This is a genomic window from Streptosporangium pseudovulgare (assembly GCF_014648055.1).
GTDB classification, from domain to species: domain Bacteria; phylum Actinomycetota; class Actinomycetes; order Streptosporangiales; family Streptosporangiaceae; genus Streptosporangium; species Streptosporangium pseudovulgare.
Map to the genome: position 1 here is coordinate 439,068 of NZ_BMQJ01000003.1, position 17,871 is coordinate 456,938.

At 71.7% G+C, this 17,871-nt stretch carries 16 protein-coding genes; 11 read left to right on the forward strand and 5 right to left on the reverse strand.

Annotated elements, in window-relative coordinates; genetic code table 11:
- The first annotated feature begins 156 nt into the window (after positions 1–156).
- From IEZ10_RS39850 to IEZ10_RS09295, 5 genes are all read left to right on the forward strand, one after another.
- On the forward strand, positions 157–3,279 hold the full coding sequence (locus IEZ10_RS39850; protein ID WP_189246056.1) for a nitrate- and nitrite sensing domain-containing protein: 3,123 nt from the start codon (positions 157–159) through the stop codon (positions 3,277–3,279).
- Positions 3,276–3,698 carry a roadblock/LC7 domain-containing protein gene (locus IEZ10_RS09280; protein WP_179819103.1) on the forward strand — a complete coding sequence of 141 codons (423 nt, stop codon included), beginning with the start codon at positions 3,276–3,278 and terminating at the stop codon, positions 3,696–3,698. Before IEZ10_RS39850 ends, IEZ10_RS09280 begins: the two co-directional genes overlap by 4 nt.
- Positions 3,699–3,827: 129 nt before the next feature.
- Positions 3,828–4,109: a DUF742 domain-containing protein gene (locus IEZ10_RS09285; protein WP_373287382.1), complete on the forward strand. Its 282-nt coding sequence runs from the start codon at positions 3,828–3,830 to the stop codon at positions 4,107–4,109.
- A 7-nt stretch (positions 4,110–4,116) separates the two neighbouring features.
- On the forward strand, positions 4,117–4,656 hold the full coding sequence (locus tag IEZ10_RS09290) for a GTP-binding protein (RefSeq protein WP_179819101.1): 540 nt from the start codon (positions 4,117–4,119) through the stop codon (positions 4,654–4,656).
- 136 nt (positions 4,657–4,792) lie between these two features.
- Entirely contained in the window at positions 4,793–6,049 is a 1,257-nt protein-coding gene (locus IEZ10_RS09295; RefSeq protein WP_189246058.1) for a flavin-dependent oxidoreductase, read from the forward strand.
- Between the two features lie 341 nt (positions 6,050–6,390).
- Here the strand turns inward: IEZ10_RS09295 and IEZ10_RS09300 are convergent, their stop codons facing one another.
- The 4 genes from IEZ10_RS09300 to IEZ10_RS09315 are packed head-to-tail and all read right to left on the reverse strand — an operon-like array spanning position 6,391 to position 9,828.
- Positions 6,391–7,254 (reverse strand): ABC transporter ATP-binding protein, encoded by an 864-nt coding sequence (locus IEZ10_RS09300; RefSeq protein ID WP_189246059.1) that lies wholly within the window; start codon positions 7,252–7,254, stop codon positions 6,391–6,393.
- A 23-nt stretch (positions 7,255–7,277) separates the two neighbouring features.
- Entirely contained in the window at positions 7,278–8,069 is a 792-nt protein-coding gene (locus IEZ10_RS09305; protein ID WP_189246060.1) for an ABC transporter permease, read from the reverse strand.
- A complete protein-coding gene (locus IEZ10_RS09310) occupies positions 8,066–8,842 on the reverse strand; it encodes an ABC transporter permease (RefSeq protein ID WP_229811088.1) in 777 nt (258 codons plus the stop codon). The genes IEZ10_RS09305 and IEZ10_RS09310 overlap by 4 nt, the downstream gene beginning before the upstream one ends.
- Entirely contained in the window at positions 8,839–9,828 is a 990-nt protein-coding gene (locus tag IEZ10_RS09315; protein WP_189246061.1) for an ABC transporter substrate-binding protein, read from the reverse strand. Before IEZ10_RS09315 ends, IEZ10_RS09310 begins: the two co-directional genes overlap by 4 nt.
- 359 nt (positions 9,829–10,187) lie before the next feature.
- On the opposite strand from IEZ10_RS09315, the gene IEZ10_RS09320 reads away from it, so the two are divergent.
- The 5 genes from IEZ10_RS09320 (at position 10,188) to ffh (ending at position 16,536) form a co-directional block, all read left to right on the forward strand.
- Positions 10,188–13,316 carry a sensor histidine kinase gene (locus IEZ10_RS09320; protein WP_189246062.1) on the forward strand — a complete coding sequence of 1,043 codons (3,129 nt, stop codon included), beginning with the start codon at positions 10,188–10,190 and terminating at the stop codon, positions 13,314–13,316.
- A 43-nt stretch (positions 13,317–13,359) separates the two neighbouring features.
- Positions 13,360–13,773, forward strand: a complete 414-nt coding sequence (locus IEZ10_RS09325) for a roadblock/LC7 domain-containing protein (RefSeq protein ID WP_218912001.1) — start codon at positions 13,360–13,362, stop codon at positions 13,771–13,773.
- Positions 13,774–13,950: 177 nt separating this feature from the next.
- On the forward strand, positions 13,951–14,325 hold the full coding sequence (locus tag IEZ10_RS09330; RefSeq protein ID WP_229811105.1) for a DUF742 domain-containing protein: 375 nt from the start codon (positions 13,951–13,953) through the stop codon (positions 14,323–14,325).
- A 10-nt stretch (positions 14,326–14,335) separates the two neighbouring features.
- Positions 14,336–14,896: a GTP-binding protein gene (locus tag IEZ10_RS09335; RefSeq protein ID WP_189246154.1), complete on the forward strand. Its 561-nt coding sequence runs from the start codon at positions 14,336–14,338 to the stop codon at positions 14,894–14,896.
- 83 nt (positions 14,897–14,979) lie between these two features.
- On the forward strand, positions 14,980–16,536 hold the full coding sequence (gene ffh, locus IEZ10_RS09340) for a signal recognition particle protein (RefSeq protein WP_189246063.1): 1,557 nt from the start codon (positions 14,980–14,982) through the stop codon (positions 16,534–16,536).
- A 259-nt stretch (positions 16,537–16,795) separates the two neighbouring features.
- Here the strand turns inward: ffh and IEZ10_RS09345 are convergent, their stop codons facing one another.
- Entirely contained in the window at positions 16,796–17,134 is a 339-nt protein-coding gene (locus tag IEZ10_RS09345) for a hypothetical protein (protein WP_189246064.1), read from the reverse strand.
- 268 nt (positions 17,135–17,402) lie between these two features.
- Between IEZ10_RS09345 and rpsP the strand changes: the two genes are divergently transcribed.
- The gene (gene rpsP, locus IEZ10_RS09350; protein ID WP_189246065.1) at positions 17,403–17,870 is read left to right on the forward strand and encodes a 30S ribosomal protein S16; all 468 of its coding nucleotides are present in this window, start codon (positions 17,403–17,405) and stop codon (positions 17,868–17,870) included.
- Position 17,871: the final 1 nt, after the last annotated feature.

The following is a 17,871-nucleotide window of genomic DNA, read 5'->3' on the forward strand; positions in this document are numbered from 1 at the left end:
GGATGTGTTCAAATTGTCTGCGCCGCATCCGAATCCGGCGAGGGGTTACGTAGGCCAGTGAAGACACAAGACCGCCGGAGCCGCCGCGCGTCGAACGCCGGGAGCAGACTGCTTCCGTCGAACTGGCGAGTACGCCCGCGACTGGTCGCTCTGATCATGCTCCCCACGGCCGCCGCCGTGCTGCTGGGCGGGCTCCAGCTCACCGGCTCGCTGTCCGGCGCGACCGCGTACCGCAGGATGACCGAGGTCGCCACGCTCGTCGACAAGCTCGGCACCCTGTCCTACGAGCTGGCCGAGGAGCGCGACCTCACCGCCTGGTACATCGCCGACCGCCGCAACAGCCGCAGACTCGCCAAGGTCCGGGAGCAGCGCGCGGAGGTCGACCGTACCCGCGCCGACGTGCTCGCCACGATCGACGCCCTCAGCCCCGACCAGCCGGCCCGCGTCCGCGCCGAGACGACGCGGATGCGCAACTGGCTGCACGGCCTGCCCGGCCTGCGCAAGCCGCTCACCGAGGGCGGCGTCCTGCCGCGCGCGTCCTTCGACATGTACTCGCGCATGATCGACGACCTGACCACCCTCAACGACGACCTCGGCCGGAGCGGCGGCGACGAGCGCCTGATCGGTGACGCGCTCGCGCTGGGCGCGCTGACCCAGGCCAGGGAGCAGGCGTCCCGGCTGCGCGGCATCCTGCTCGTCGGCCGCATCGAGGGGCGCTTCGACTTCGACGACCCGGCGCAGTTCCTGGGCGCCTGGCAGAACCAGCTGAACCAGGTCGCAGCCTTCCGCGCCGCCGCCTCGCCCGCCGACGTCAAGCGTTTCGACAACGCCACCGACACCCCCAAAGCCGCCCAGGCCGACGCCGCGCGCGCCCTGGTCATGTCCCGGATGCGGGAGACCCTGGCCCTGTCCCGGCTGCGGGAGAACCGCGGTCTGCCGCGGACGCTGGGCATCAACGACTGGTTCGACAACTCCTCGGCGCTGGTGGACGGCATGCGCACGGTCGAGCGCGGCATGTCCTCCGCCGTCGTCGCCCGCAGCCAGGAGCTGGAGGCCGCCGAGCGGCGCAGCGCCATCATCTTCGGCGCGGCGATCGCCGTCCTGCTGGTCCTGATCCTGCTGATCACCGCCTGGGTGGCCGGAACGCTGGTGCGGCCGCTGCGCAGGCTGCGCGCCGAGGCGCTTGAGGTGGCCGACACCCGGCTGCCCGAGACGGTCCGCGCGCTGCGCGAGGCCGGCGACCACGCCCCGGACGTCGAGGTGCCCTCCATCGGGGTGGCCTCCCGCGACGAGATCGGGGAAGTGGCCCGCGCGTTCGACGAGGTCCACCGCGAGGCGATCCGGCTGGCGGGCGACGAGGCCCGGCTGCGGAGCAACGTCAACGCGATGTTCGTCAACCTCTCCCGGCGCACCCAGTCGCTCGTGGAACGGCAGATCGACCTCATCGACGACCTGGAGCAGGGTGAGCAGGACGAGGGCCGGCTCGCCAACCTCTTCAAGCTCGACCACCTGGCCACCCGCATGCGCCGCAACTCCGAGAACCTGCTGGTCCTCGCGGGCCAGGAGCAGAGCCGCCGGTGGAGTGAGCCGGTCCCGCTGAGCGACGTCGTCCGCGCCTCCCTGTCGGAGGTCGAGAACTACGAGCGGGTGGCGCTGCGGGTCGAGGGCGGCGTCTCGATCCTCGGCTCGGCCGTCAACGACATCGTCCACCTGATCGCCGAGCTGGTCGAGAACGCCATCTTCTTCTCGCCGCAGGACACCAAGATCATGGTGAGCAGCAACACCAACGAGACGGGCGCCGTCATCCTGGCCGTCAGCGACGCCGGCATCGGCATGAGCGACGAGGAGCTCGGCGAGGCCAACCGCAGGCTGGCCGAGCCCCCCGCCGTGGACCTGTCGGTGTCCCGCCGGATGGGCCTGTTCGTGGTCGGCCGCCTGGCCATGCGCCACGGCATCCGCGTCCAGCTCCGCCGCCCGGAGAGCGGCGGCCTGAGCGCCGTCGTCATGCTGCCCCCGCAGGTGGTGGCCCAGTCCTCGATGCCGGAGCTGGCCCTGACGGGCCCGGGCGCCTCCCAGTCGCCGTTCGGCGGCACCTCATTCTCCGACGCCTTCGGCGGGACCTCGTTCAGCGGCGCGTCCGCCGCCCCGGACTCGTTCGGCGGAACGTCCGTCGCCGATCCGTTCGGCGGAACGTCCGTCGCCTCGGACTCGTTCGGCGGAACGTCCGTCGCCGATCCGTTCGGCGGAACGTCCGTCGCCTCGGACTCGTTCGGCGGAACGTCCGTCGCCGATCCGTTCGGTGGCGCGCCCTCCGCCGATCCGTTCGGTGGCGCGCCCTCCGGCGGCTCGTTCGGCGGCACCTCCTCGATCTTCGGCACACCCGGGGACGACGGCCCCGACCCGTTCGGGGCCGGCTGGGGAGACTCCCCCCGCAAGCCCGCCGCGCCCGCGCAGCCCTCCACCCCGGAGCGGCCGCCGGCCGCCGCGCAGCCGCCCGCCGCCTCCCCGACGGCCGACCTGTGGTCGGCGCCCGTGGTCCCGGCCTCCGCGGTGGAGGACCTGTGGTCGTCGCCGCTGACGTCCGTACCGCCGGCCTTCCCGTCGGCGCGGCCCACCCAGGCGCCGGGACAGCCCTCCGGGCCGGGGCGGCCCGGAGCGGGGCAGCCGCCCCGGACTCCCTCGGCGCCCTCGGAGCCCTCGCCGTCCTGGCCGGAGATGCCGCCCGCCGACCCCTGGGCCCCGCCGCGCAGGGAGCCCGCGGAGAACACCCAGTTCCTGCCCGCGGTGGAGGTGTCGGCCACGGAGCCGGAGCCGGAGGAGTTCCTGCCGATCTTCGCGGCGGTGGGCTCCGACTGGTTCCGCAGCAGCGCCTCCGTCGAGCAGGAGTCCCCGCCCGACCTCGGCGAGGTCGCCCCGGAACCGGAGGTGACGGCGGACGACCGGCCGGAGCCCTCCGCCGAGGAACCGCTGCCCGTCCGGCGGCCCAAGCCCGTCGACAGGGCACCGTGGAGCAGCCCCGCCGACGAGGGCTGGGCCGCCGCCAAGGCGGTGAACGAGCCGTCACTGGGCGGGGTCACCGGCTCGGGCCTGCCCAAGCGGGTGCCGAAGGCCAACCTCGTCCCCGGATCCGCCGCTCCCGCCCAGGCTTCGCCCCCGCCGATCCCCCCGCTCTCCGCGGAGCGGGTGCGCAGCCGTCTTTCCAGTTTCCAGCAGGGCATCCGCCAGGGTCGTGCTGAGATGAACGAGCGGCTGAACGCCGCCGAAAGAGAGAAGCAGTGAACCACCAACTCAGTCAGGCCGCTCGGGGCTTCAATTGGCTGATCACCGAGTTCGTCAAGGAGATGCCCGGGGTCGCCCACGCCGTGATCGTCTCGGCGGACGGCCTCCCGCTGGCCTACTCCCAGGGATTCCCCAAGGACCGCGCCGACCAGCTCGCCGCGATCACCGCCGGCCTCATCAGCCTGACGCAGGGAGCCTCCAGGGTCTTCGAGGGCGGCCCGGTCGTCCAGACCGTGATCGAGATGCAGCGGGGCCTCCTGCTGACGATGTCGATCAGCGATGGGTCCGCGCTGGCCGTGCTGGCCTCGCCGGACTGTGACATGGGCCTGGTGGCCTACCAGATGACGTTGCTGGCTGAGCGTGCCGGACAGGCGCTCACGCCCGCGCTGCGGGCCGAGCTGCAGTCGGCCCAGCGATAGGGAGGTGATATGGACGCACCAGGTTGGCGCGGCCAGGGAGACGACTCTCCCGCCCCGCCCCAGGCCAAGAGCGGGCGGAACCGGCTGATTCGCCCGTACGCTGTGACCGGCGGGAGAACCGCGCCCCGGATGCAGCTCGCGCTCGAGGCACTGGTCTCCTCGGCGACATTCGTGAGCGTGGATTCGGCTACGCTCTCCACGGAGTATCAGGCGATCATCTCGTTGTCCCAGCAGGTGCGCTCGGTCGCGGAGCTGTCGGCTCTGCTGCGCATGCCGCTGGGCGTCACCCGAGTCCTGATCGCGGACATGGCGGCCGAGGGCCTGGTGCAGATCCACCAGCCGTCGCTGGATGCCGGAAAGCCGGATCTCAACTTGCTTGAAAGGGTGCTCAGTGGGCTTCGCAGGCTCTGACGCCGGAATGACGTCAACGAAGATCGTCGTGGCCGGAGGATTCGGCGTCGGCAAGACGACCTTCGTCGGCGCGGTCTCCGAGATCATGCCGCTGACCACGGAAGCGGTGATGACCGAGGCCAGCGCGGAGGTCGACGACCTCTCGCACATACCGACGAAGCGGACCACCACGGTGGCCATGGACTTCGGCCGGGTCTCGCTGGACCGCGACCTGATCCTGTACCTGTTCGGTACGCCGGGTCAGCATCGGTTCTGGTTCATGTGGGACGACCTCGTCAAGGGCGCCATCGGCGCGATCGTGCTGGTCGACACCCGGAGGCTGGCCGACAGCTTCCCGGCGATCGACTACTTCGAGGAGGCAGGGCTGCCCTTCGTCGTCGCCCTCAACGGCTTCAACGGCGCGCACATCCACGCCGAGGAGGAGGTGCGGGAGGCCCTGACGATCTCCCCGCACATCCCCGTCGTCCGGACCGACGCCCGGTCCCGGGACGCGGTGAAGGCGACCCTGATCACGCTGGTGGAGCACGTCCTCACGCTGAGGGTGTGACACGAGTCACGGGCCCCGTCCCGGACCGCCGGGCCGTACGGCTCCGCGGTCCCGGGCGGGGCCCCTGCCGTAACCCCGCGGCCCGCGGCCCCGATGACGAATGGGTTCCGGAAAACCGGCGCGAACGGGGAGAGTCATGCGCGTACTGGTGATCGGCGGAGGTATCGGCGGTCTCACCGCGGCCCTCAGCCTGCACGCCGCGGGGATCGGCTGCGTGGTCGCCGAGTCGGTTCCGGATCCGAGGCCGCTCGGCGTCGGGATCAACCTCCAGCCGCACGCGGTCAGGGAGCTCACCGAGCTCGGGCTGGGCGGCGAGCTGGCGGCCATCGGCGTCCCGACCGCCCGCCAGGTCTACGCCGACCGCTTCGGCAACGTGATCCTGTCGCTGCCCCGGGGCAGGGCCGCCGGCTACCGCTGGCCGCAGTACTCCGTCCACCGCGGTGAGCTGCAGATGTCGCTGCTCGCCGCGGTCCGCGAGCGGCTCGGCGAGCGGGCGGTCATGACCGGCCTGGTCTTCGAGGACCTCGCCGAGGGGCCGGACGGGGTCACCGCCTCGCTGCGGGACGCCCGCACCGGCGAGCCGGTACGGATCACCGCCGACGCGCTCGTCGGCGCCGACGGCCTGCACTCGGCCGTGCGGGCCAGGCTGCACCCGTCCGGCGGGCCGCTGCTGTGGAGCGGCATCCGGATGTGGCGGGGGATCACCCGGAGCCGCCCGTTCCTGGACGGCGCCACGATGCTGATCGCCGGCTCCAACCGCTCGTGCAAGTTCGTCGCCTATCCCGTCTCGCCCGACCGGACCCGGATCAACTGGGTGGCCGAGGTGAAGGTCGCCGGGGGCGGCGAGGCGGCCCCCGCGGCCGACTGGACCCGCCGGGGCCGGCCGGAGGACGTGCTCGCGCACTTCGCGGACTGGAAGCTGCCCTGGTTCGACGTGCCCGGCCTGCTGTCGGGGGCCGGCCGGATCCTGGAGTACCCCATGGTCGACCGGGAGCCGCTGCCCTCCTGGGGCCGGGGCCGGGCGACCCTGCTGGGCGACGCCGCCCACCCGATGTACCCCGTCGGCTCCAACGGCGGATCCCAGGCGGTTCTCGACGCCCGGATCCTGGCCCGCCACCTGGCGGTCCTGGGGCCCGCCGCGGGCCTGGCCGCCTACGAGGAGGAGCGGAGGCCGGCCACCACGCCCCTGGTGCTGGCCAACCGCGAGATGCCGATGGAGCGGACCATCGCGACGGTCGCCGAACGGGCGCCGTACGGCTTCGGCGACGTCGCCGAGGTGCTCACCCCCGCCGAGCTGGCCGAGATGGCGGAGGGGCAGCGGCGCATGACGGACATGGACGTCGCGTTCCTCAACGAACGGCCCTCGTGGAGCGTCGGGAATCCGGCGACCTGACCTGACGTCCGGGGAATTCCCGCGGGCCGGTGCCGGATTTCCGGCCGCCGGTTCCGCCGCCGGCCGCCGGTCGTCGATTCCGTCGTGTGCCGTGGACATTCACCGGCGGCCGGTTCGCCGCGTTTTCCGGATGACCGGCGGACATCGGATTCGTCACGATCCGGAATCAGGCGCCGGTCGGGCGGCTTAATTCAACGCCGATAGTAGAACGGGATATGAAAAACCCCGGGACCAGCACTTCCACCCCGGGGAAAGAGTTCTCTCTTTTTGAATGATCATTCAAAAGGCGCGATACGGCGCGTGCCCGTCCGGACGGGCACGCGTCCTCACCGGCCGGGCCGTCAGGCCTTCGGGGCGACGGGGGCCGGCTCGGCGGTGGCCGGGTCCAGCTCGGGAGAGTCGGCCTCCGCCTCCGCCCCCGTCTCCGCCCCCGTCTCCGCGGCGGCCGGCCCGCCGCTCCGCATGCCGCGGACCAGGCGGCCGACCTCGGCGCGCAGGTGCACGAAGTCGGGGTGCTCCCGGGTGGCGATCTGGTCGCGCGGCTCGGGGAGCTCGACCCGCAGGTCGCCGACCACCGTCGCCGGGGACTTCGACAGGACCACGACCCGGTCGCCCACGTACACGCTCTCGTCGATGTCATGGGTGATCAGCACGATCGTCATCCCGGAGGAGCGGCGGACCTGAAGCACCAGGTCTTCCAGGTCCTCCCTGGTCTGCGCGTCCACCGACCCGAAGGGCTCGTCCATCAGCATCAGGGCGGGCTTGTAGGCCAGGGCGCGGGCGATGGCCACCCGCTGCTGCATGCCGCCCGACAGCTCCCACGGGTACTTCCCGGCCGCGGCGGGCAGGCCGACCTGCTCCAGCGCCTCCATGGCGGCGGTATCGCGGGATCTGCGGTCGCCCCCCCTGCGGCGCAGCGGGAGCGAGACGTTGTCGGCCACGGTCATCCAGGGGAACAGCGAGCGGCTGTAGTCCTGGAAGACGATGGCCAGGTCGTCGGGGACCTTCTCCACCGGGCGCCCCTGCACGAGGACCCGGCCACCGGTGGGGCGCAGCAGCCCCCCGATCGACCGCAGCAGCGTCGACTTCCCGCATCCGGAGGGGCCGACGACGCAGACCAGCTCGCCCTCCGCGACGGTGAGGTTCACCCCGCCGAGGGCCTGGTACGCCCCGTAGGAGTGGGTGAGGTCGCTGATCTCCAGCATGTCCGGATTACCTCTTCTTGGTGTCAGTCGGTCTTGCGGGCGCCGCGGTGCCAGGTGAGCACGTGCCGTTCGAAGCGCAGGAACGCGGCGTTGAGCACGAAACCCAGGATCCCCAGAAGGACGATGGCGGTCCACATCGTGGGGACGTCGAGTTCGCTCTGGGCGACCAGCATGCGGTAGCCGATCCCCTCGGTGCTGCCGATGAACTCCGAGAGGATCATCATGATCAGGGCCAGCGCGACGCTGATCCGCAGCCCCGCGAAGATCTTGGGCGACGCCGCGGGGAGGATGACCCTGGTCAGCCGCCGGAACCTGGAGATCCCGAAGACCTCGCACGTCTCCAGGTACTGCCGGTCCACGTAGCGGGCGCCGTCCAGCGAGTTGAGCAGGACCGGCCAGGAGACGCCGAAGACGATGGCGGTGAGCTGGAGCGGGGTGCCGATTCCGGTCATGGTCATGAAGATCGGGATCAGCAGGGGCGGCGGCACCGAGCGGAAGAAGTGGATCAGCGGGCTGAAGACGTCGCACAGCACCGCCGAACGGCCCAGCGCGATGCCCGCCGCGATGGCGACCAGGCAGGCGCCGGCCCAGCCGGCCACCAGCCGGCCCAGGCTGGGCAGCAGGTGGTGGGCCGCCTCGTCGGTGAGGAAGACGTGGGCGGCCGGCCCGGAGAACCACAGCTCGTGCAGGCGCGCCAGGATGACCGAGGGGGGAGGGAAGTAGACGGCCTGGGCGGCGCGGGTGGACACCTCCCAGGCGACGAGGACGACCGGCAGGATCCACAGCCAGGCGATCCGCGACACGATCGTTTTCACAGCGCCTCCTCCCCGGCCCGGGCCCGGTGCCAGCGGAACAGCCGGCTCTCGGCCTTGGCCAGCAGCGAGTTGACCAGCAGGCCGATGACCCCCGTCCACAGCGTGGCGGCGAGCACCACGTCCCGGCGGTTGCCCGACGAGGCCTGGGTCACGAAGACCCCGATGCCGTCCCCGCCGGCCACCAGCTCCACGCTCACCGCGACGATGAGGGCCACCGAGGCCGCGATCCGCACGCCCGTGGTGATGAACGGCGCCGCGCTGGGCAGCGACACCAGCCGCACGACGTCGTAGGAGCCGAAGCCGAAGGAGCGCAGGGTCTCCTTGGCGAGGGGGTCGACGTCGCGCAGGCCGTACAGGGTGTTGATGAGCAGCGGCCAGCAGGACGTGTAGACGATGAGCGCGATCTTGCCCTGCTCGCCGGACAGGAACAGGAACATCGCCAGCGGCAGCAGGGCCAGCGAGGGGATCGGCCGCAGGAACTCCACCAGCGGCCGCAGCGAGCGCTCGACGGCGGGCACGGTGCCCATCGCCATGCCGAGCGGCACGGCCACCGCGACGGCGAGCAGCAGGCCGATCGCGCAGGACGAGAGGGTGACGCCGACCTGGGAGAGGAACTCGCCGTTCGTGAGGAGCCGGGCGGCGCCGGTCAGGATGGTGGAGGCGAGGGGGATCAGGTAGGGATCGATGATCCCGGTCCGGCCGAGCGCCTCCATGACGAGGAGGAACCCCGCGACGCCGAGGACGCCGCGGAGTGCCTTTCTTGCGTTCGTCACTGCGAGGGCGCCGCCACGAGGGTGGTGGCGTCGATCTTGCTCTTGGTGATCTGGAACTCGCTCAGCAGGTCGGCCACGCGCTGGATGCGGGTCGCGTTGAGCGAGGTGGAGAAGGTGCCGATCGCCATGGTCGAGGCGGCCTCGGCCGGGATCTGGGTGAAGGTCGGGATGACCTTGTTGAGCTCCTGCCGGTCGGTCGCGGCGATCTGCTGCGCCTTGCCGATCGCGCGCTGGAAGGCGGCGGCGGTCTTCGGGTACTTCGTCACCCAGTCGGCGGTGGTCGCCCAGCCGTCCAGCGGGAGGTTCTCGGTCGGGCCGGACAGGGTGTCGATCAGGAGGCGGGCGCCGAGGTCCTTCTGCGCGGCGGAGATGTAGGGCTCGGTGAGCCAGGCGGCGTCGACGGTGCCGGCCTTGAGCTGGGCGAGCTGGTCGGCGAAGGGCACCGGCACGAAGGTGACGTCGCTCGGGGCCAGGCCGTGGATCTTCAGCTGGGCGCTGACGGTGACCTCACCGAGGGCCTTGACCACGTTGACCGCGATCTTCTTGCCCTTGAGGTCCTTCGGCTCCTTGATGGGGGAGTCCTTGGTGACCATGACGCCGTTGACCCCGGGGGCGCCCTGCTGCGACTCGGCGAGCATCTTGAGCTTGGCCATGCCGGAGTCGGTGATGGTGATCAGCGAGACGTAGCTGGTCAGGAAGGCGTCGATGCCGCCGTTGAGGATCTTCGGCATCACCGGCTGGGGGGCCTGGATGGTCTCCGTCGTGATGTCCAGGCCCTCGGCCTTGAAGAAGCCCTTCTCCTTCGCGATGAAGAGAGGGGCCGAGGAGGGCACCGGGACGACGCCGATGTTGAGCTTGGTCTTCTCCAGGCCGGCGCCGCCCGCGGCGGGCTTGGCCTCGTCGGTGCCCGAACTGCCGCAGGCGGCCAGGGCGAGAGCCGCCACAAGGCCGATGAGGGCGTTACGGACGGCACGTCCGGTCCTCATGGAGTCTCCTTAGCTGAGGGGGGAATCCGCGCTCCGCTCGTATGAGGGTCATTAGAGCCCATGTCAGAGGGGGCAGCGGCGCAACGGCGCGTCAGCTTAGCGGATGGAGATCGTCACGCCCAGGGAGGACAGCTATATATGGGTATATCGGCCATTACACCTTAGGTGCATCTCGACCCTGTTCATGGGGATTATTCCTCTTTGTCCTATTTTTCGCGGACTCTTCTGCAAGTTTTGTCTTATTCGCCACATCAGTATGGCTATGCTCAAATAGGTCACGCTTGCCAGACGCCTCATTCGGCGTCTCGCGTTACACACGTGCATGCCCCCCATAGTCCGGTGAGAGGTAACCCAGGCCGGTGACCACTGAATCAGCCCCGGACGACCGCGAACCAAGCACCATGGCCGCGAGTCCCGGCGACCAAGGCGAGCCGTCCCAGACAGGCCGCCGACTGGCGTTGAAGAACTGGCGCGTCCGCACGCGCCTGGTCGCGCTGGTCCTCATCCCCACCCTCGTCGGCATCGTCCTCGGTGCACAGAGCGTGGTGTCCTCTCTCCAGCGCGCCGACCACTACCGGCAGCTCAACGAGGCGGCGACCCTGGTCAGCCGCCTCTCCGCGCTGGCCCACGAGCTCGCCCGCGAACGCGACATGTCCGCCAGGTTCATCGCGGCCGGCCGCAACGGCGACATGCTCTCCCAGCTGCGCAGGCAGCAGCAGGTCGTGGACGACGCCGCCACACAGGCCACGACGAACCTGGAGCTGAGCCGGGGCGCACTCGACCAGATCTCCGACGAGGAGTTCCAGCGCGTCGGCAACCGGATCAGGGAGATCTCCTCGCTGCGCAACGCCGTCGTCAAGACGCAGCTGGAGCCCCACCCGGCGGTCGAGACCTACTCCCGCGCGATCGTCGACCTGCTGTCGCTGCACGACAACGTCACCCAGGGTGAGTCCGACACCGCCCTGATCAGGAACGCCGCCGCCCTGGGCGCCCTGGCACGCGCCAAGGACGAGGCGTCCAAGGAGCGCGCCACGCTCGCCGTCGCCCTGCAGACCGGCCGCTTCGACACGACCGGCCTCAACGCGATGACCGCGGCCCGCGCGCAGCGCGACACCGAACTGGAGGCGTTCCGCTCCGAGGCGCCCCTGGACCTGCGCCAGCACTACGACGACACCGTCACCGGCCGGAAGATCGACAGCGCCGAGTTCACCCGGGCCCGGGCGCTCGTGCTCGGCGCGGAGGGGGCGCAGCTCCGGCGCATCTCCGCGGGCCGCGGCACCGAGGCCAGCCGGTGGTTCGACCAGGCCACCGACCGGGTGGAGAAGATGCGCGCGGTGGAGAAGGACATCTCCGACGCCGTCGTCACGCGCAGTGCCGAGCTGCGGGACGCCGAGCGCCGCAGCGGTCTGATCGCCGCCGGCGCGGTCGCCGCCCTCCTTGTGGTCGTCCTGCTGATCACCGTTCTGATGGCCCGGTCGCTGGTCACGCCGCTGCGCAGGCTGCGCAGCGAGGCCCTGGACATCGCCGGCCGCAAGCTCCCGGAGACCGTCCAGAGCCTGCGCGAGCGCGGCGAGGCGGCCGCGGCCGAGGTCACCCCGATCGGCGTGGCGTCGGCCGACGAGATCGGTGAGGTCGCCCGGGCGTTCGACGAGGTCCACCGCGAGGCCGTACGGCTGGCGGGCCAGGAGGCCACGCTGCGGAGCAACGTCAACGCGATGTTCGTCAACCTCTCGCGGCGCAGCCAGACGCTCGTCGAGCGCCAGCTCGCCCTCATCGAGAGCCTGGAGCAGGGCGAGCAGGACGAGGGCCGGCTGGGCAGCCTGTTCCGGCTCGACCACCTGGCCACCCGCATGCGCCGCAACAGCGAGAACCTCCTGGTCCTCGCCGGGCAGGAGCCCGCCCGCCGGTGGAGCCAGCCGGTCCCGCTGATCGACGTGGTCCGCGCCTCCCTGTCGGAGGTCGAGAACTACGAACGGGTCGACCTGCGGGTCTCCGGCGGCGTGTCCGTCGCGGGCACGGCCGTCAACGACGTCGTCCACCTGATCGCAGAGCTCGTGGAGAACGCGATCTCCTTCTCCCCCCGGGAGACCAAGGTCGTCGTCTCCAGCAACCGCATCGACGGCGGCGGCCTGATGGTCTCCGTCACCGACATCGGCATCGGCATGACCCCGGAGGAGCTCGCCGAGGCCAACTGGCGGCTGGCCAACCCGCCGGTGGTGGACGTCTCCGTCTCCCGCCGGATGGGCCTGTTCGTGGTCGGCCGTCTGGCCCTGCGGCACGGCATCAGGGTGCAGCTGCGCCAGCAGGACAGCGGCGGCCTGACCGCGATGATCCTGCTGCCCGACTCGCTGATCTCCCTGTCGGGCGCCCCGGCCAAGCCGGCGGCCCCGGTGGACTGGGCCGCGTCCTCGGCCTCCCTGGAGCGGTCGGCGGTGATGTCCAGCCCGACCGCGTTCGACTCGGCGGCGCCCTCGTCGTTCTCCTCGTTCTCCTCGTTCGACGCCACCCAGCGGCGGCAGCAGCCCTTCGGCTCGTTCGACTCCTCCTGGCAGTTCGGCTCGGCGGAGGCGCCGCGGCCCGCGCCGGGCGGCGACCCGGGCCGGGCGCCGCTGGACACCCCCTGGCCCGGCCACGTGCCGCCGCCGGGGTCCGCCTCCGAGTGGTCGACGACCTCCCGGGCCGACGCGCCCGTGTGGCCCGACGCCTCCGCGCGCGGCGGCGCGCCGGCATGGCCGGACGCCCCGGCGCGCGGCGGCGACCCGGCCTGGTCCGACACCTCCATGCGCGGCGGCGACTCCGTGTGGCCCGACACCTCGGCGCGCGGCGGCGACTCGATCTGGTCCGACACCTCCGTGCGCGGCGGCGACTCGGGCGCCTGGTCCGTCCCGCCCGCCCGGCCCGGCGACTCCGGCGGATGGCCGCCGGCCGGCGCGCCCGGGCCGCTCGGCCGCCGCGGCCCGGAGGAGGCCGAGAACACCGGCCCGCTGCCGGCCGTACAGGAGCACTCGCCCATGGAGGAGGCGAAGGAGGAGTTCCTGCCGATCTTCGCCGCGGTCGAGTCCGACTGGTTCAAGAAGGCCGAGCCCGTCGCGCAGGCCCCCGCGTCCGCCCACGAGCCCGCCCCCGAGTCCGCCCGCGAGCCCGAGACCGCCGCGACGGCGGACGCCTGGTCCTCGCCCGCGGACGCGGGCTGGCAGGCGGCCAGGGCGGTGGCCGAGCCGACGCTCGGCGGCCTCACCGGGTCCGGGCTGCCCAAGCGGGTGCCCAAGGCCAACCTCGTGCCAGGCGCGGTCTCGCCCGACCTCGGAGCGTCCGCCCCCGCCCCCGCGCTCAGGCCCGCCGTCTCCCCCGAAGCGGTGCGCAACAGGCTCGCGAGCTTCCAGAAGGGCGTACGGCAGGGCCGCGCGGCCGCCAGGGGCGAGGCCGGCGAGGACAGGCCGTATCCGGACTTCGGCCGGGACGTTGAAGCTAACAAGGAGGACCGGTGAGCGAGCTCATCAAGGTCGTCGAGGAGGATGACACGTGCGTGAAATGAGCCAGGCCGCCCGGGGGGTCAATTGGCTGATCACCGACTTCGTGACCAACGTCCCGGGCGTGGCGCACACGGTCGTCGTCTCGTCCGACGGACTGCCGCTGGCCTACTCCGACGGCTTCCCCCGGGACCGGGCCGACCAGCTGGCGGCGGTCGCGGCCGGTCTGATCAGCCTGACGCAGGGAGCCTCCCGGGTCTTCGAGGGCGGCGCGGTCACCCAGACGGTGGTGGAGATGCAGCGCGGGCTGCTCCTCATCATGTCGATCAGTGACGGCTCCTGCCTGGCGGTGCTGGCCGCCGCCGACTGCGACATGGGCCTGGTGGCCTACCAGATGACCCTGCTGGTCGAGCGCGCCGGGCAGGTGCTGACGCCCGCCGTGCGCGCCGAACTCCAAGCCGCCCAACCACGGTGATGACGACGACCCCAGGAGGATGCCGTGGCAAACCGGGACTGGCCGGGTGATGGGGGCCCGCTGAGCGGGCCGCCCCCCTGGTCGATGGACGACCCCCAGCGGTCGCACGGGTGGCCCGCGGAGGACCCCCAGCGGTCGCACGGGTGGCCCGCGGACGACTCCCAGCGGTCGCACGGGATGCCGCCCTCGCACGTCGTGCAGCCTCCGCCGGGGGAGCAGAGCTCCCTGGTGCGGCCGTACGCGATGACCGGGGGGCGGACCGCCCCCCGCATCCAGCTCGCCATGGAGGCCCTGGTCTCCTCGGCGACGTCCGCACATCATGATCTGTCCAACCGCACCCCGGAGTATCAGGCGATCAGCGCGCTGTGCCGGCAGGTGCGTTCGGTCGCTGAGATCTCCGCGATGCTCCGCATCTCCCTCGGCGTCACCCGGATCCTCGTCGCCGACATGGCGGCCGAGGGTCTGGTGCAGCTGCACCAGCCGCAGCTCGACGCGGGCAAGCCGGATCTCAACCTGCTGGAAAGGGTGCTCAGTGGACTTCGCAGGCTCTAACCCCGGCGGCCTGACCTCGACGAAGATCGTCGTCGCCGGCGGGTTCGGTGTGGGCAAGACCACGTTCGTGGGGTCGGTCTCGGAGATCCTCCCGCTGACCACCGAGGCGGTGATGACCGACGCGAGCGCCGGCATCGACGATCTGGGGCTGACCCCCAACAAGACGACCACCACGGTGGCGATGGACTTCGGCCGGGTGTCGCTGGACCGCGACCTGATCCTGTACCTGTTCGGCACGCCGGGTCAGCATCGGTTCTGGTTCATGTGGGACGACCTCGTCAAGGGCGCCATCGGCGCGGTGGTGCTGGTCGACACCCGGAGGCTGGCCGACTGCTTCCCGGCGATCGACTACTTCGAGGAGGCAGGGCTGCCCTTCGTCGTGGCGATCAACGGCTGGGACGGGGCCTACCTGCACGCGGAGGAGGAGGTGCGCGAGGCGCTGACACTGGCCCCGCACATCCCCATCTCGCGGACCGACGCGCGCTCGCGTGACGCGGTGAAGACCACACTCATCACGCTGGTCGAGCACGCGCTCACCACCCGGATGGCCGTTCCCGGCTGGGGACGCTGATCTCCGGGGCGTCAGTCGTGCCTCCCAGCGGATAGGCTGGGAGGTCGAGTCGCAGACCCGTAGCGCAGAGGCTGGCCAAACACGTGTTCGAGACGCTTTCCGACCGGCTCACATCGGTCTTCTCCTCCCTTCGTTCCAAGGGTCGGCTGTCCGAGGCCGACATCGACGCCACGTGCCGCGAGATCCGCATCGCGCTGCTCGAGGCCGACGTCGCCCTGCCCGTCGTCAAGACGTTCGTGGCCCAGGTCAAGGAGCGCGCCCGCGGCGCCGAGGTCTCGCAGGCCCTCAACCCGGCCCAGCAGGTCGTCAAGATCGTCAACGACGAGCTGATCGAGGTCCTCGGCGGTGAGACGCGGCGTCTCCGCTACGCCAAGAACCCGCCGACCGTCATCATGCTCGCGGGCCTGCAGGGCGCCGGAAAGACCACCCTGGCCGGCAAGCTGGCCCGCTGGCTGCGCGACCAGAACCACGTGCCGCTGCTGGTCGCCGCCGACCTCCAGCGTCCCAACGCGGTCCAGCAGCTCGCCGTCATGGCCGAGCGCGCCGGCGTGGCGGTCTACGCCCCCGAGCCGGGCAACGGCGTCGGCGACCCGATCGCGGTGGCCCGCCAGTCGATCGACCACGCCAGGCGGCAGCAGCACGACATCGTCATCATCGACACCGCCGGCCGCCTGGGCATCGACCAGGAGCTGATGAAGCAGGCCGCCGACATCCGCGACGCGGTCTCGCCCGACGAGGTCCTGTTCGTCGTGGACGCCATGATCGGCCAGGACGCCGTCTCCACGGCCCAGGCGTTCATGGAGGGCGTCGGCTTCGACGGCGTCGTGCTCACCAAGCTCGACGGCGACGCTCGGGGCGGCGCCGCCCTGTCGGTCCGCCACATCACCGGCAAGCCGATCATGTTCGCCTCCACCGGCGAGAAGCTGGAAGACTTCGACGCCTTCCACCCGGACCGGATGGCCTCCCGCATCCTCGACATGGGTGACATCCTCACCCTCATCGAGCAGGCCCAGAAGACCTTCGACGAGGCCGAGGCCGTCAAGATGGCGGGCAAGCTCACCTCGGGCGAGGGCTTCACGCTCGAGGACTTCCTCGAGCAGATGATGATGGTCCGCAAGATGGGCCCCATCAAGAACCTCCTCGGCATGATGCCCGGCATGGGGCAGATGCGCGACCAGCTCAACCAGTTCGACGAGCGCGACCTCGACCGCGTCGCCGCGATCATCCGCTCGATGACCCCGGCCGAGCGCCAGAACCCGAAGATGATCGACGGCTCCCGGCGGGCCCGCATCGCCAGGGGCTCCGGCGTGACGGTGACCGAGGTCAGCGGCCTGGTCACCCGCTTCTTCGACGCCCAGAAGATGATGAAGCGGATGGCCGGCGGGATGGGCATCCCCGGCATGCCCGGCGGGCGCAAGGCCAAGGCCGCGCAGAAGAAGGCGGGCAAGGGGCGCCGGGTCAGCGGCGACCCGCGCAAGGCGGCCCTCGGCAAGAAGGCCTCCGGCGGGGCCGACGACAAGGTTCCCGGCGGCGCCCTCGGCAACCTGGGCGCCGGTCAGCTCCCCGGCCAGCTCCCGCCCGGCCTGGAGCTGCCGCCGGGCTTCGACCCCTCCAAGTTCAAGTTCCCGGGCCAGAAGTGAGCGAAGGCCGGAACGGCGGCTTCCACGGGCGCGCCCGGTGGATCTGGGTGGTCGTCATGCTCGGCTTCATCGCGATGGCGACGCTGGAACTCCTCGGGCTCGGCCCCAGATAGCGGGCCACCGGTGAGAAGGGGGCGGCGGGGGAGACCCGCCGCCCCCTTTCCGTCCCGCCCCGGCGCCCGGGGTCCGGCGGGCGGCCGTACGGCGGCTTCCGCGCTCAGGAACCGGCGGGCGGACAGCCGTACGGCGGCTTCCGCGCTCAGGAACCGGCGGGCGGGCAGCCGTACGGCGTGACCGCCAGCGTCAGCAGCGCCCACAGCGCCGCCGGCACGTCGCCGGCCGGCGCGGCGGGCCGTACCGGAGCGGCGCCGGGAGCCGGAGTGGGGCAGTCCCCGCCGGCGTGGAAGCCCACGGCGGCGAGGCCGCCCTCCTCCCAGGCGCCGGGGGCCGCCGCCCGGGCGACCGCGTGATCCCCCCGGCCCCCTCCGGCAGGGGACGTCTCGCCCGGGGAGGAGGCGGCCCGCATCGTGAGCACGGCGCCCAGCACCGCGATCGACCCGATGGCGGTGAGCGTCAGAGACCTCAGAGTGGTTGCCACGGCGGCCATTTAGCGCAGCAGCGGGCCCCGCCCGGTGCGGCGGACACACGCGGATTACCGACTCTTGCCCCGGGCTCGCCGTACGGGATGGCCCTTTGGAACCGGGCACCCCCGCGGGTCTGGCACAATGGCATGTTGGAACATCGTGACCCTGTGGGTGCCCTCTCACCCCCGCGCGGCGCGCCTGTCCCTTGAACGGTCTTCTCCTCGTGCCCCACTCGATGAGATGCCGCTCACCCACGCTTTCGAAGCAGGAGAGACCACAGCAGTGGCAGTCAAGATCAAGCTCAAGCGGCTCGGCATGATCCGCAACCCGCAGTACCGCATCGTCGTCGCCGACAGCCGCACCAAGCGTGACGGCCGTGCGATCGAGGAGATCGGCCTGTACCACCCGAAGGAGAACCCCTCGCGCATCGAGATCGATGCCGAGCGGGCGGCCTACTGGCTGGGTGTCGGCGCGCAGCCGACCGAGCCGGTGCTGAAGCTCCTCAAGCTCACCGGTGACTGGCAGAAGTTCAAGGGCGAGCCGGCCCCGGCTCCGCTCAAGGTCGCCGAGCCCAAGGCCGACCGCCACGCCGCCTACGAGGCGGCGGCCAAGGAGGCGCTGTCGCTCGACGCCGCAGCCGCCACCACGCCGAAGAAGAAGGCCGCCAAGGCCGCCAAGGCCGACGAGACCGCCGCTGAGACCCCGGCTGAGCCGGCGGCTGCGGCGGAGAAGCCGGAAGGCGAGGCCTGAG

Excerpts from the sequence above, each read along its gene's own strand:
- IEZ10_RS09290 (WP_179819101.1), top strand. The coding sequence starts at position 4,117 with ATGACGTCAACGAAGATCGTCGTGGCCGGAGGATTCGGCGTCGGCAAG.
- IEZ10_RS39850 (WP_189246056.1), top strand. The coding sequence starts at position 157 with ATGCTCCCCACGGCCGCCGCCGTGCTGCTGGGCGGGCTCCAGCTCACC.
- IEZ10_RS09295 (WP_189246058.1), top strand. The coding sequence starts at position 4,793 with ATGCGCGTACTGGTGATCGGCGGAGGTATCGGCGGTCTCACCGCGGCC.
- IEZ10_RS09330 (WP_229811105.1), top strand. The coding sequence starts at position 13,951 with ATGCCGCCCTCGCACGTCGTGCAGCCTCCGCCGGGGGAGCAGAGCTCC.
- IEZ10_RS09325 (WP_218912001.1), top strand. The coding sequence starts at position 13,360 with ATGAGCCAGGCCGCCCGGGGGGTCAATTGGCTGATCACCGACTTCGTG.
- IEZ10_RS09285 (WP_373287382.1), top strand. The coding sequence starts at position 3,828 with ATGCAGCTCGCGCTCGAGGCACTGGTCTCCTCGGCGACATTCGTGAGC.
- IEZ10_RS09315 (WP_189246061.1), bottom strand. The coding sequence starts at position 9,828 with ATGAGGACCGGACGTGCCGTCCGTAACGCCCTCATCGGCCTTGTGGCG.
- IEZ10_RS09300 (WP_189246059.1), bottom strand. The coding sequence starts at position 7,254 with ATGCTGGAGATCAGCGACCTCACCCACTCCTACGGGGCGTACCAGGCC.